The sequence below is a fragment of the Dolichospermum heterosporum TAC447 genome, from assembly GCF_024584745.1.
Classification (GTDB): Bacteria; Cyanobacteriota; Cyanobacteriia; order Cyanobacteriales; family Nostocaceae; genus Dolichospermum; species Dolichospermum heterosporum.
Genome location: NZ_CP099464.1, coordinates 2165001 through 2178328, shown reverse-complemented (window position 1 = coordinate 2178328; position 13328 = coordinate 2165001). Strand labels below are relative to the sequence as shown.

13 protein-coding genes, 1 rRNA gene and 1 pseudogene are annotated in these 13328 nt (G+C 38.2%); 13 read left to right on the top strand and 2 right to left on the bottom strand.

Features of this window, described 5'->3' with window-relative positions:
* Positions 1-113: 113 nt before the first annotated feature.
* From NG743_RS09690 to NG743_RS09675, 4 genes are all read left to right on the top strand, one after another.
* On the top strand, positions 114-455 hold the full coding sequence (locus NG743_RS09690) for a XisI protein (protein ID WP_257121911.1): 342 nt from the start codon (positions 114-116) through the stop codon (positions 453-455).
* Between the two features lie 195 nt (positions 456-650).
* On the top strand, positions 651-911 hold the full coding sequence (locus NG743_RS09685; protein ID WP_257121910.1) for a hypothetical protein: 261 nt from the start codon (positions 651-653) through the stop codon (positions 909-911).
* Positions 912-1292, top strand: coding sequence for a type II toxin-antitoxin system VapC family toxin (locus NG743_RS09680; protein WP_257121909.1), 381 nt, complete (start codon positions 912-914; stop codon positions 1290-1292).
* Positions 1293-1443: 151 nt separating this feature from the next.
* On the top strand, positions 1444-1740 hold the full coding sequence (locus NG743_RS09675) for an element excision factor XisI family protein (RefSeq protein ID WP_257121908.1): 297 nt from the start codon (positions 1444-1446) through the stop codon (positions 1738-1740).
* Positions 1741-1764: 24 nt separating this feature from the next.
* Here the strand turns inward: NG743_RS09675 and NG743_RS26870 are convergent.
* Positions 1765-2217, bottom strand: a pseudogene (locus tag NG743_RS26870) (AIPR family protein); the annotation flags it as partial.
* Between the two features lie 234 nt (positions 2218-2451).
* Between NG743_RS26870 and NG743_RS09670 the strand changes: the two are divergent.
* From NG743_RS09670 to NG743_RS09655, 4 genes are all read left to right on the top strand, one after another.
* Positions 2452-2691: a hypothetical protein gene (locus NG743_RS09670; RefSeq protein ID WP_257121907.1), complete on the top strand. Its 240-nt coding sequence runs from the start codon at positions 2452-2454 to the stop codon at positions 2689-2691.
* 2 nt (positions 2692-2693) lie between these two features.
* Positions 2694-2948, top strand: coding sequence for a PIN domain-containing protein (locus NG743_RS09665; RefSeq protein WP_257121906.1), 255 nt, complete (start codon positions 2694-2696; stop codon positions 2946-2948).
* A gap of 394 nt (positions 2949-3342) precedes the next feature.
* Positions 3343-3855: an REP-associated tyrosine transposase gene (locus tag NG743_RS09660; protein WP_051424339.1), complete on the top strand. Its 513-nt coding sequence runs from the start codon at positions 3343-3345 to the stop codon at positions 3853-3855.
* Between the two features lie 493 nt (positions 3856-4348).
* Entirely contained in the window at positions 4349-4642 is a 294-nt protein-coding gene (locus NG743_RS09655; RefSeq protein WP_027402617.1) for a hypothetical protein, read from the top strand.
* Positions 4643-4691: 49 nt separating this feature from the next.
* On the opposite strand, the gene acs is transcribed toward NG743_RS09655, so the two are convergent.
* Positions 4692-6662, bottom strand: coding sequence for an acetate--CoA ligase (acs, locus tag NG743_RS09650; RefSeq protein ID WP_193962195.1), 1971 nt, complete (start codon positions 6660-6662; stop codon positions 4692-4694).
* Between the two features lie 270 nt (positions 6663-6932).
* On the opposite strand from acs, the gene NG743_RS09645 reads away from it, so the two are divergent.
* The 5 genes from NG743_RS09645 (at position 6933) to NG743_RS09625 (ending at position 13257) form a co-directional block, all read left to right on the top strand.
* Positions 6933-7625: a hypothetical protein gene (locus NG743_RS09645; protein WP_027402615.1), complete on the top strand. Its 693-nt coding sequence runs from the start codon at positions 6933-6935 to the stop codon at positions 7623-7625.
* A 66-nt stretch (positions 7626-7691) separates the two neighbouring features.
* A complete protein-coding gene (locus tag NG743_RS09640) occupies positions 7692-8132 on the top strand; it encodes a hypothetical protein (protein ID WP_027402614.1) in 441 nt (146 codons plus the stop codon).
* Positions 8133-8492: 360 nt separating this feature from the next.
* The gene (locus NG743_RS09635) at positions 8493-8687 is read left to right on the top strand and encodes a heavy-metal-associated domain-containing protein (RefSeq protein ID WP_027402613.1); all 195 of its coding nucleotides are present in this window, start codon (positions 8493-8495) and stop codon (positions 8685-8687) included.
* A gap of 1157 nt (positions 8688-9844) precedes the next feature.
* Positions 9845-11323, top strand: coding sequence for a S8 family peptidase (locus tag NG743_RS09630; protein WP_257121905.1), 1479 nt, complete (start codon positions 9845-9847; stop codon positions 11321-11323).
* 447 nt (positions 11324-11770) lie between these two features.
* Positions 11771-13257: ribosomal RNA gene (locus tag NG743_RS09625) — 16S ribosomal RNA — on the top strand.
* Positions 13258-13328 lie beyond the last annotated feature (71 nt).

The following is a 13328-nucleotide window of genomic DNA, read 5'->3' as shown; positions in this document are numbered from 1 at the left end:
AATATGAGTCCTATAGAATCAAATTTTTTTGAATAAGTTGCAATTGAATTAATTTTACAAAAATATTAAGTTTAACTGTTGGTTGTTGATATTAATAAAGAGGAGATTATCAAATGGACAAGCTAACTTATTATCAAAATATAATTAAACAAATCCTCACTGAATATGAAAGAATCTCAGCACAAGTACCTGATCCTGATATAGATGAGGTTTTAATGTTTGATGATCAAAGAAGTCAATATCTTTGGTTTAATATTGGTTGGAAAAATAATAAACGAGTTAAAGCAATTTCCGTTTATGTTCGCATTAAAAATGAGAAAATTTACATTGAGGAAGATTGGACTGAGGAAGGAATTGCAACTGAGTTATTAAGGGAAGGTGTACCTAAAGAAGATATTGTTTTGGCTTTTCATGATCCAGAAACTCGTAAGTTGACGGAGTTTGCTGTGGCTTGATTAATTTATAAACAGAATAAAATTAATCCTGTTGCTGATGATTTGTATCGTTATTTGAACTTTGATAAAATTGCTGGTTTTGAGAATAAAGGGAGGGTGATTTCTCAAGAGGAACAGGCTTTGTTGGTATAATGTAAGGTAGGGTGAGTCTTGATGGCTCACCTGAATGTCAATTATTAATAGGTGAACAAAATCATGTTAAAAACATTTAACGCTATTTTGAAAAACAATTCTATTGAATGGATTGATAAAACTCCCGAAATGAACTTAGATGGTTCATTTCAAGTGCAGGTTACTTTTTTAGAACAAACGTCAACCACCGCAACTAAATCTAATGGACAAAAAATGGCGGAAGCATTAAGAAAAATCTCAAAAAAGAATATTTTTGCGGAAATTGATCCACAAAAATGGCAACAAGAAATTCGTCAAGATCGCTCTCTTCCAAATCGTGATTAAATGATGTTACTTGATAGCAATATTATTATCTATGCAGCACAAGTAGAAAATGAGTTTTTAAGGGAGTTTATCGCTGAAAATTCTCCTTTTGTATCTGCTCTTTCTTATCTTGAAGTGTTGGGTTATCATCAGCTAAATGATGAAGATAAAGTCTATTTTGAGGAGTTTTTTAATGCTTCTCAAATCTTACCAGTTTCTCAAGTGGTAATTGAGCAAGGAGTAAGACTAAAACAAATTAAAAAAATGTCTTTAGGAGATGCTATCATTGCCGGGACAGCATTAGTTTATGATTTAACTGTTGTCACTAGAAATATTGATGATTTTCGTTGGATTAGTGATTTAAAATTACTTAATCCTTTTGATAGTTTGGAAAAAGAATAATTTCAAATCTATATCTAATGTAAAAGAATTTATTTAGCAATTGGTGAAAAAATTTATGAGAAGTTTTTTGAACAAGTCGCAATTGAATTAATTTTACAAAAATATCAATTTCACTGTTGGTTGTTGATATTAATAAAGAGGAGATTATCAAATGGACAAGCTAACTCATTATCAAAATATAATCAAACAAATCCTCACTGAATATGAAAGAATTTCAGCACAAGTACCTGATCCTGATATAGATCAGGTTTTAATGTTTGATGATCAAAGAAGTCAATATCTTTGGTTTAATATTGGTTGGAAAAATAATAAACGAGTGAAATCAATTTCTGTTTATGTTCGCATTAAAAATGAGAAGATTTACATTGAGGAAGATTGGACTGAGGAAGGAATAGCAACTTGGATAGTGATCTTTGTGAAAAATATCACTTCCAATTCTATCAATTAATTTTTGATCAAAATACTTAACTTTATCAGGTTCATCTAAAAACATTGCGGTGAAACTTTTGATCTGAGGTTGAATCTTAATAATCCTCGTTTTAATAACATTTTGATTAAAGAACTGTCCAGGTCTTCTTTCATAATAAAGATGTTTACTATGTCTTGATTGCTGACTTTCATAACATTCTTCCAATTTTTTATTAAAATCAGATAAAGCAGCAAGTAATTCTTTTTTGACTTCTGTTTGAGAATTTGTTGCTTTTATGATTTTATTTCTAATATTATCATCATCTGTTTCAATTATTCTAAGAGGTATAATGATATTATCTATGTTAGGAAAGTCTTTACATATATCTAAAACATGACTAGTTTGACAACCATTAACAAGCTGATAATCAATTAATTGGTATTTATCATCATCTATGAGGTTTAAGTCTTGCGTAATAATTGTTATGCCATTATTGAGGAGGGGAAAAAGAGACATTTCTTGTTCTGATTTTAAAGTTTCTTTTATAGATTCATTGATTGAATTATATTCTCCTTGATCGCTCTTTGGTTATGCTTTGGAAGTGCGATCGCATTCCTCCAGTATCCCAAACCGACCTAACCCCCCATCCCCCTCTCCTACAAGGAGAGGGGTTGGGGGAGAGGTCAATATCGCCTTACCATTTGATATAATTATAAAAATAGACTTAATCCATTAAACAGTATCAAATAAATGAATCACCAAACTAGCTTTCAAGAAATCGCATCTCAAGTACAATTATTCCAGAGTATAGAAAAAAAAGAAACATTTATATTTGTACTCGGTGCTTTAACATCCAGGTTAATTAGTTTACATAAAGCAGCCGAAATCATGGAAATGGATACAGAAATATTTTTGAAAGTTTTAGAATTAATGGGAATATATTTTTCATATCTTACCGTTGAAGATATCGCTATAGAAAAAAATTGGTAAGCATGATGAAAATAGTATTTAACTCTTCCCCTTTAATTTTCCTATCTCGGTTAAATTTCCTAGATTTATTCCTGACAAACGAAGCTCAATTTTTATTACCAGAAAGTGTTAAAGAAGAAATCACTGCTAAACAGGATCAATCATCTGGACATATTAATACACTAATCGCTGAGAATAAATTATTAGTCCAAAAAGTACAATTAGTTTCTTTAGCTAATAGCTGGGAGATACTCAATAAGATGCAGTTAATAAATTAAAGGAAGCAATAGAATCTTTTGAAGATGTTTATAAATCAGAAGATAATATTTATAAATTTCCTATTTCTATAGATGAATTACATGAATTTTTGTTAGTTGAAGAAAAAGAAAAACAATCAGAAATCTATGAATTGAGGAAGGTTTATGCCTAAAAATATAGTTACAAGAATTAAAATTAATCACTTTACAGGTTTGATTTTCACACTTTCACAGGTCTGATTTTCACACTTTCACAGGTCTGATTTTTACACTTTCACAGGTCTGATTTTCACACTTTCACAGGTCTGATTTTCACACTTTCACAGGCTGGAAGCCTGTGCCACTTAATTAGATATAATTTTATGAATTTTGATATACTCTAAATATCAATCATTAACAACATCATATTAAAACTATGGAAATAGAACAATCTAAACTTTTACCAGTAGAAAACAACCCAGAATTAGACATCAAAAAGAGATGTTTACCTCATTGGGAATTAGTGGGATCTGTTTATTTTGTCACTTTTAAAACTTGGGATAAGTTGGAATTAACGAATGAAGCAAGGCAAACAGTTTTAAACTGTTGTTTGTTTTTTGATGCTAGTCAAAATCAAATTAGATATCGTACTTTTGCTTTAGTAATTATGCCAGATCATGTTCATTGGTTAATGCAGCCTTTACCTAAATCAGAAAATGAATATTGGTCTTTAAGCAGTATTGTACATAGCATTAAAAGTTATAGTTCTAAGCAAATTCCCAAAGTTATGAAGCATATTGGCATTGTGTGGCAAGATGAAAGATATGATCGGATCATGAGAAATCATCAAGAGTTTGTGAATACTTGGAATTATATTAGGGAAAATCCTGTTAAAGCTAATTTAGTGGAAAATCCTGAAGATTATCCTTTTTTATGGGAAGAATCTTAGTTAAAATAATTTAACTCTGAATTGTGGAACAGGCATCCTGCCTGTTATCTTCTGAAAGTAATTAATAGTTATCTCCTGAAAGTAATTCACACTAATCATTTGATAGGGTTAATTTTTCAAACTTTCACAGGTTGATTTTAGCAGGTTCACAGGCTAGAAGCCTGTGCCACTTAAACTTAAACTTGCTATGCAAGAAGAGGGGGGTAGAGTTATTATTACTTATATATCATAACTTTGAAGATATTTTAGGGAACAATTAAAATATAACTTTTACTAGCTTTGGATGTTATTTTTTGTGTGCTTAACGCGCGATCGCTCTTTGATTATAGACATTATTTAGAAATCTAATAAATAAGATACGTTCAATGAACTAAGAAGACAACTTGAAGTTGATTATCATCATATTCCCCCCTCATGCTACTGAAGAACTGTACCTTTATGACCCCAATGGGTTTATGATTAAAATTCGTTGTAATCCTAATTAACTCCAAAAATGGAAAAAGTTTTAAAAGTCATTGCAGACGTAATTACTAACCCCCCAATTCCCCATGAACCCCATAAACAATCCTTAAAAAATTGGGCGATGTATTGCTTACGGGATAGAGGTTTTATAGTTGTTTTTGCCCAAAATGCTGACTTTGCAGTGCAGTTTAAAAACGGTGACAAATTCTATTTTAAAGTTACCAATCAAGCTGATGATTTAGCTAATGATATCAACTGGATAGTTTGGGATGGTGTGAATAAAACCACCAGTTTGATTCCTCAATTATCCGGTTATCATCAATAACCGTAGGGTGGGCAATTTTGCCCAACCCATACAGATTTTACACAGTTACTTAATTTTCTTCCCGTAACTTATCCAAAACACCGCGATCCTCCAAAGTCGAAGTATCGCCCGACACCTCCTGACCCGCTACCAGATTCCGCAACAACCGCCGCATAATCTTCCCAGAACGGGTTTTCGGCAAAGCATCAGTAAACCTGATTTCACCAGGACGAGCGATCGCCCCAATCTCATTAACAACGTGCTTCTTCAGTTCCTTACTCAACTCCTCACTGGCTTGGTAAGTCCCCTCTAAGGTCACAAAAGCTATAACTTCCTCACCTTTCAGTTCATCCGGTTTACCCACCACAGCAGCCTCAGCTACCGCCGGATGAGACACCAGCGCAGATTCTACTTCCATCGTTCCTAAGCGGTGTCCAGAGACATTCAGGACATCATCCACGCGCCCCATTACCCAGAAATAGCCGTCCTCATCCTTTCTGGCACCATCGCCGGCAAAATACGTATAATTACCATCTTGGGGCGGAATATGTTCCCAGTAAGTCCGGCGGAAGCGATCAGGATCACCGTACACAGTCCGCATCATTCCCGGCCAAGGATGACGAATGGCTAAATAACCACCTTCGTTATCAGGGACAGTATTTCCTTCTAAATCTACCACATCCGCAATAATACCGGGGAATGGGAGAGTAGCTGAACCTGGTTTAGTGGCAATTGCCCCAGGTAGAGGTGTAATCATAATCCCACCTGTCTCCGTTTGCCACCAAGTATCCACAATGGGACAGCGTTCACCACCAATGATTTTGTGATACCACATCCAAGCTTCGGGGTTAATGGGTTCACCCACACTTCCCAGTAATCGTAGGGAAGAAAGATTTCGTTTGTTAGGATGGTGTTCACCCATTTTGATAAAGGCGCGAATTGCCGTTGGTGCGGTATAAAAAATATTAACGCCGTATTTCTCAATTACATCCCAGAAACATCCAGGATTAGAAGCACGGGGCGCACCTTCATACATGAGAGTAGTTGCACCGTTGGAAAGAGGTCCATAAACAATATAGCTGTGTCCAGTAATCCAACCGACATCGGCAGTACACCAATATACATCTGTATCTTGGAGATCAAAAATCCATTTCGTGGTGATATGGCTGTATAAGTTATAACCACCTGTGGTATGAACTACCCCCTTCGGTTTGCCCGTACTACCGGAAGTGTAGAGAACAAACAGCATATCTTCACTGTCCATTGGTTCTGCGGGACAATCAGCGGAAACGCCTTTTTGTAAATCGTGCCACCAATGGTCACGCCCTGCTGCCATGTGAGTTGTTTGATTTGTGCGCTTGACAACTAGCACATCTGTAATGCTGGGAACTGCATTATTTTCTAAAGCTTTATCTACCTGTTCTTTGAGGGGGACAATCGCATCCTTGCGCCAACCACCATCGGCTGTGATCACTAACTTAGCTTCGGCATCATTTAAGCGATCGCGCAAAGCTTCAGCACTAAAACCACCAAAAATAACGCTATGGGGTGCGCCAATTCTCGCACAGGCTAACATGGCAATGGCAGCTTCGGGAATCATCGGCATATAAATACCAATGCGATCGCCTTTCTTTGCCCCCAACTGCTTCAACACATTCGCAAACTGGCATACTTCTCGATGCAATTGAGCATAAGTCAGCGTCCGTGAATCTCCCGGTTCGCCTTCCCAAATCAACGCCGCCTTATTTTTCCGCCAAGTAGTGAGATGTCTGTCAAGACAGTTGTAAGAAATATTAATCTTACCGTTGACAAACCACTTAGCAAAAGGTGGTTGCCAATCTAGGACAGTATCCCATTTTTGAAACCAATCTAACTCAGTTTCTGCTAATTCTGCCCAAAATTGCTGAGGATCAGCCTTAGCTTGATCATAAAGACGCTGATAGTCTGCTAAACTTTTGATTTGGGCGTTTTCTGAAAAATCACTGGTAGGCGGAAATAGCCGCTTTTCCTGTAAAATGGATTCTATAGTTGGTTGAGACATAGTGATGGATGTAAACGATATTGTCACTGAAAACTATTTTTAACGAAGTTGTGCCAAAAAACTTGAGATTTTCATAAACTTGCCTCAATTGTAAAGATTATTTACTGATATGCTAATCTAATCCCACTCCAATACGACAATTAACCAACGCTGAATTGTTCAGTCCGCCGTAAGATAAAATAATCATAATGTTTTTAACAACCTTATTTACCGATTTAGTAGGATATAAATCCTTAGATGTCATGTTAGTATTTTACAACAGGGTATAGTTTGGAAGCCAAGGAAATTAAAGATAGACTCAATTTATTAATCGAGCAAGCCGCTGAAATAGATCCGAATCTCACGGCAAAGCTAAGAGATATCAACCGTTGGATTAAACATATCAAGCTTGGTTCGCTGATATCCAAACCCATCGTTGTCGCTTTTTTATTAGAAGTAATTACGGACTCTAGGGTTTGGTTAGCAATTAAATCTTTACCTTCGGAGGAAGACAAAAGATTACAGTTTGAGCAAATGACCGCCAATGAAAGGTATTGGTATGGTTATCTGTTCCCTAAATGGATAAATGCCACAGACACCAAATTTTATATTTGGAAGAAAAAAATGATGGCGGGGGAGTTTAATCAGGCTGATAGTGATATCATTAAATATATAGCTCAGGATGTTGTTCACCGGGAGGGTGACTTTTGGCGGCGTTATATAGCTGACCTTTCCATGGCGACAGACCTGATTGTTAGCAATCATCAAAATAAACCACTCTGTATTCAAGTTACCAGTGTCAGTGAAGAATTTCATAACACAAAGTATCAAAAGTGGCAAAATTCACTGCAATTGTGGGAAATAGAAAGAGGATTATTCTTGAGTTACAATCCCCAAGATAATGATTTTATCCATCAGTTAGTCAATGTTGCACTGTATAACAGTGATCATCTTGCGGAAGGGAAGTATGTGAATTTTTCCTGATTCCCGAATATTGAAATCGAAATCTGTGTCCTAGCTAACATCATTAATCCGCTGAAAACACCATTTATGGTTAACCAACAACAGACTAATAATAGCGCTCAACTCGAAAACCTGACGGAAGCGTTAGCAGCAGCCCGGAGTATGCAGCAAGATTGGTTAAATTATGGACTAAATTTTGTTCATATTTATGTAGAAGATGTGGAAGGTGATTGGCTAGAAACTTGGGATGATGATGAAATATCTAATCCTTTATTTGATGGGATTAAAGACTTTTTAGTTAGTGATGATGATGTCGCCATCAAAATTAGAAAGTATGTAGGAGACGCATCCTTGTTTGATTTAGCAGTAGATTTAGAAGAATGTTTGAGAATTTCTCGAGATAATGACAAAACATCGGCTGTAAAAGATATATTAGTAAGTAATATTGATTTAAATATTGATGATCTGGAATTATTGGATTTAGCGAATGATTTTGTAGATAAGTGTTGTTGTCGCTTCCCAGATTAAATGGCAGGGCTATTTCGTTCTAAACATAGTCCGCCCTGAACTGAAGTTCAATGCTAATAAATTAAGTCCGTTTTAACGGACTATGAACTTTTCTTTAGTCGTCTTGAGACGACTTTTGCTATTAGACATGGCTTCGCCACGCAAGCTATCAGAATTCATTCTGAGGCGGGCTAGAGAAGAATGAAATAGCCCTGGATTAAATGGCCACTTGACAAATTAATGTCCACAAATCAACGTAACTGTTCTATCTTGACTAATTAATTTAGAAAATTTAGGATATACTATTTTTTCAAGCATAATGCAGTCAGTTAAGATGCATATTTTTGTGACTTCTAATTGAGTTTTCACTCCTTTTTACCCATGACAATTAAACTCACTATTCCTGGAATGGCTTGTTCTACTTGTGCTAGTAATATAACCAAGGCAGTTATAGCCATTGACGCTAATGCTATTGTGGAAGCTGATACTAAAACCAAGTTTGTCAATGTAGAAACTCAAGCTTCGGAATCTGTTATTAGAGAAGCTTTAATTGCTGCTGGTTATCCACCTTCTTAAGAAGATATTCTCAAATTAATAAACATTTCCTAACCACCGTTTAGAGAATGTTTTAAAAGTGGTATCCCGTAATTTCCATCACATTTTTACCCCCCCCTTGCAAAGAGGGGAAACAATAAAAATCCCTAACCTTCCCCTTATAAAGGGGAGGGTTAGGGAGGGGTAAAATATTTGATACAGCAATCATGACTTTTCAAACACCCTCTCAGATGATTTTGTACATTAACACATCACTCCTGCTATCATAAGGCACAGTTTTTATCTTTAAATCTGTATGCATTGAAAAATCCACTAAGTAGGTGAACACAATAAAACTAAAGTGTGTAAAGAAAAGTAAAATCGCCCAAACCCTCTTCACTCTTGCCTCTTGCCTTGCTATAACGACAATTTTCAACGCTAACCTACTTATTGATTGTCTTTTATCTCCCCAGCTTATTCACAAAGTTGGGGATTTTTGTATTTACAGCACTTCCTGATGTTATCAAGTCCAGTTTTTTATCGCCAAACAAGTAGGGGCGCAGGGTTTGCGCCCTCTATTGTATTTCATGGGATCGGGAATTGTTGTATAACCGATCAGTAGGTGAACACAATAAAACCAAACTGTGTAAAGAAAAGTAAAATCGCCCAAACCCTCTTGCCTCTTGCCTTGCTATAACGACAATTTTCAACGCCAACCTACTTAATAAATCATTATTTTTCAGAGGGAACAGGGAACGGGCAACAGGGAACAGGAAAAACTCATGTTTAAAAACATGAGATTGAAATAATGACACTGTTTTTTTCGTGCTACGCATCTTTTAAAAACATCGTTTTTTTGACTGAAGCTCTAAACTGGTGCAAATGAGTGTTTCTTATTTGCTCCCAGTTAAGAGTTCCCTGTTCCCTTCTTTTGTAATATCAAAGAATCATGATTTTGTCATGAAATTATATTTTTGCTATGTACAATTAATCGTTATGTCATCAAATATTAATTTATTTTTCCTGGAATCATTTATTAAAAATTAGTTTATTCGTGATTAAAATATCTTTTTGTATTACCGATTAATAGTAATAATTAAAAAGAAGAAATAACCAACAATTTCAAATTATTGTATTTACAGATTTTGACAAAATCACCTTGTCAAAAAAATATTGCTATTCTTGAGGCTTAAATACTTATGTCATTTGTTGATATTTATCAAAACATCCCCTCTCAAAAAGAAATCAATTACACTGCTATTTCCCAAACAAATCCCCTTCAAAATCCCACCGACAATAGTATAAGTTGGGGTAATCATAGTAATTCTTCTCAACATAATCTAGAAACAAACTCCCCTATAGCTAGTAATAGCAGCTATAACTCTAACAATGGCTATGGACTAGTTAACGCCGGATTAGCAGTCAGTAAAGCCGCAGGCGTTAGTCCCTATACAGATGCTCCCAACTTGGGTGGCAATAATTGGGGAGCGGATCTGATCAAAGCTCCCACAGCCTGGAATAATGGATATACAGGACAAGGAACTATTGTTGCCGTACTAGATACAGGCGTAGACTACAACCATCAAGACTTAAAAAATAATATTTGGGGTAACGCCAAAGAAATAACTGGTAATGGAATAGACGATGATGGTAACGGCTATGTTGACGATGTTCAAGGTTGGAACTTTATAGATAACAACAATAATATTTTAGACAATAATGATCATGGCACTCATGTTGCTGGAACCATAGCCGCAGAAAATAACGGCATTGGTGTTACTGGCATTGCCTATAACTCCAAAATTATGCCAGTCAAAGTCCTAGATGCCAATGGCTCAGGTTCTTACTCGAATATCGCTAAGGGTATTTATTACGCAGTTGATAATAGCGCAAATGTAATTAACCTTAGTCTAGGAGGTAATTCCTCTAGCGATACGCTCAAGTCGGCCATTGAATATGCCAGTAGCAAAGGCGTAATAGTCGTCATGGCAGCAGGTAATAATAGTGGCTCACTTCCATCCTATCCCGCCCGCTACGCCTATAATTCAGGAATTGCCGTAGGTGCAGTAGATGAAAATAATAATCTTGCAGATTTTTCCAACCGGTCTGGTCCTGAAGAAATCACCTATGTCACCGCCCCCGGAGTTAATGTTTACTCCACAATACCTAATAATCAATATGCCAGTTACAATGGCACTTCTATGGCAGCCCCTCACATTGCTGGGGTCGTCGCTCTTATGCTTAGTGCTAACCATAACCTAACCGAAAGCCAAGTCCTCCAAATTATTAGAAGCACATCTGCGAATAGCACTAATCCTCCAGAGCCGACAACACCTTCACAGCCAGGACCGAAAATGCCATCTCTTTTCCCCCCTCTAGACTCTTTTTTCCCTCTGCAACTAATTAATATAATTTCACAATTGCCTTTTAAGCTGCAATCTCCAACACCAACCTCTACTCCCTTTCCTCCTATAGTTGTCTCCAAGAGCGAAAATCAGTTGGAGTTGCATTTCGGCAATATAGCAACAGTGACAGTACAGCAGTTTAACTACTACGGTCAAAGTCTGGCACAATCCGTTACCCAATTCAAACTAAATTTCTACGACAACACCCCAGCAAACAGCAACAGTGAAGATAGTTTTGATAAACAGTATTATAAAAACAGCTATTGGCATTGATCTAAGGGAACACCAAAAAATAAATTACCCAATTTTGTGGGATGGGCATCCTGCCCGTCCTTGATGATTAGCAGGCAATTCGTCCCGCACCACGAGAAATTTTTGGGTATTTTTTTAATTGGAAGTCCCTAATCCACTACCAAAAAAAACAATCTGAACCAGTGAAAACAAACGCCACTAGGGAAAAATCCTCTCCCCTCAACGTTTCCAGCTTTTCAGTCCCTGAAATCACCCACCCCCTAAAAAAATATTTCTCAACCCCCTTGACAGAAAAAGGAAGGATTGCTATATTAAATAAGTGCCGAGAGAAAGAAACAACTCCCGGACAACTGAACCGAGAAAAAATAATACTTTGAAAGAATAGATTAAACCAATCCTCGTCGTAAAGATAATTGAAAGAGGATTCGAGATTTTAACTAATTTCGGAGCCAACAAACTCGAAAACACAAAATGGAGAGTTTGATCCTGGCTCAGGATGAACGCTGGCGGTATGCTTAACACATGCAAGTCGAACGGTCTTTTCGGAGATAGTGGCGGACGGGTGAGTAACGCGTAAGAATCTACCTTCAGGTTGGGGACAACCACTGGAAACGGTGGCTAATACCCAATGTGCCGAGAGGTGAAAGGCTTGCTGCCTGAAGAAGAGCTTGCGTCTGATTAGCTAGTTGGTGGGGTAAGAGCCTACCAAGGCGACGATCAGTAGCTGGTCTGAGAGGATGATCAGCCACACTGGGACTGAGACACGGCCCAGACTCCTACGGGAGGCAGCAGTGGGGAATTTTCCGCAATGGGCGAAAGCCTGACGGAGCAATACCGCGTGAGGGAGGAAGGCTCTTGGGTTGTAAACCTCTTTTCTCAGGGAAGAACAAAATGACGGTACCTGAGGAATAAGCATCGGCTAACTCCGTGCCAGCAGCCGCGGTAATACGGAGGATGCAAGCGTTATCCGGAATGATTGGGCGTAAAGGGTCCGCAGGTGGCATTGTAAGTCTGCTGTTAAAGAGTTTGGCTCAACCAAATAAAAGCAGTGGAAACTACAAAGCTAGAGTGTGGTCGGGGCAGAGGGAATTCCTGGTGTAGCGGTGAAATGCGTAGATATCAGGAAGAACACCGGTGGCGAAGGCGCTCTGCTAGGCCAAGACTGACACTGAGGGACGAAAGCTAGGGGAGCGAATGGGATTAGATACCCCAGTAGTCCTAGCCGTAAACGATGGATACTAGGCGTAGCTCGTATCGACCCGAGCTGTGCCGTAGCTAACGCGTTAAGTATCCCGCCTGGGGAGTACGCAGGCAACTGTGAAACTCAAAGGAATTGACGGGGGCCCGCACAAGCGGTGGAGTATGTGGTTTAATTCGATGCAACGCGAAGAACCTTACCAAGGCTTGACATGTCACGAATTCCGTTGAAAGATGGAAGTGCCTTCGGGAGCGTGAACACAGGTGGTGCATGGCTGTCGTCAGCTCGTGTCGTGAGATGTTGGGTTAAGTCCCGCAACGAGCGCAACCCTCGTTTTTAGTTGCCAGCATTAAGTTGGGCACTCTAGAGAGACTGCCGGTGACAAACCGGAGGAAGGTGGGGATGACGTCAAGTCAGCATGCCCCTTACGTCTTGGGCTACACACGTACTACAATGCTACGGACAAAGGGCAGCTACACAGCGATGTGATGCGAATCTCATAAACCGTAGCTCAGTTCAGATCGAAGGCTGCAACTCGCCTTCGTGAAGGAGGAATCGCTAGTAATTGCAGGTCAGCATACTGCAGTGAATTCGTTCCCGGGCCTTGTACACACCGCCCGTCACACCATGGAAGTTGGTCACGCCCGAAGTCGTTACCCCAACCTTTTGGAGGGGGATGCCTAAGGTAGGACTGATGACTGGGGTGAAGTCGTAACAAGGTAGCCGTACCGGAAGGTGTGGCTGGATCACCTCCTTTTAGGGAGACCTAATCCATTTAGAACTCGAAAGCAATGCAAATTGTGAATAGAAACTAAATTGGTCTAACCT

Coding starts and splice junctions, on each gene's coding strand:
- NG743_RS09690 (WP_257121911.1), top strand. CDS start 114: ATGGACAAGCTAACTTATTATCAAAATATAATTAAACAAATCCTCACT.
- NG743_RS09685 (WP_257121910.1), top strand. CDS start 651: ATGTTAAAAACATTTAACGCTATTTTGAAAAACAATTCTATTGAATGG.
- NG743_RS09680 (WP_257121909.1), top strand. CDS start 912: ATGATGTTACTTGATAGCAATATTATTATCTATGCAGCACAAGTAGAA.
- NG743_RS09675 (WP_257121908.1), top strand. CDS start 1,444: ATGGACAAGCTAACTCATTATCAAAATATAATCAAACAAATCCTCACT.
- NG743_RS09670 (WP_257121907.1), top strand. CDS start 2,452: ATGAATCACCAAACTAGCTTTCAAGAAATCGCATCTCAAGTACAATTA.
- NG743_RS09665 (WP_257121906.1), top strand. CDS start 2,694: ATGATGAAAATAGTATTTAACTCTTCCCCTTTAATTTTCCTATCTCGG.
- NG743_RS09660 (WP_051424339.1), top strand. CDS start 3,343: ATGGAAATAGAACAATCTAAACTTTTACCAGTAGAAAACAACCCAGAA.
- NG743_RS09655 (WP_027402617.1), top strand. CDS start 4,349: ATGGAAAAAGTTTTAAAAGTCATTGCAGACGTAATTACTAACCCCCCA.
- acs (WP_193962195.1), bottom strand. CDS start 6,662: ATGTCTCAACCAACTATAGAATCCATTTTACAGGAAAAGCGGCTATTT.
- NG743_RS09640 (WP_027402614.1), top strand. CDS start 7,692: ATGGTTAACCAACAACAGACTAATAATAGCGCTCAACTCGAAAACCTG.
- NG743_RS09635 (WP_027402613.1), top strand. CDS start 8,493: ATGACAATTAAACTCACTATTCCTGGAATGGCTTGTTCTACTTGTGCT.
- NG743_RS09630 (WP_257121905.1), top strand. CDS start 9,845: ATGTCATTTGTTGATATTTATCAAAACATCCCCTCTCAAAAAGAAATC.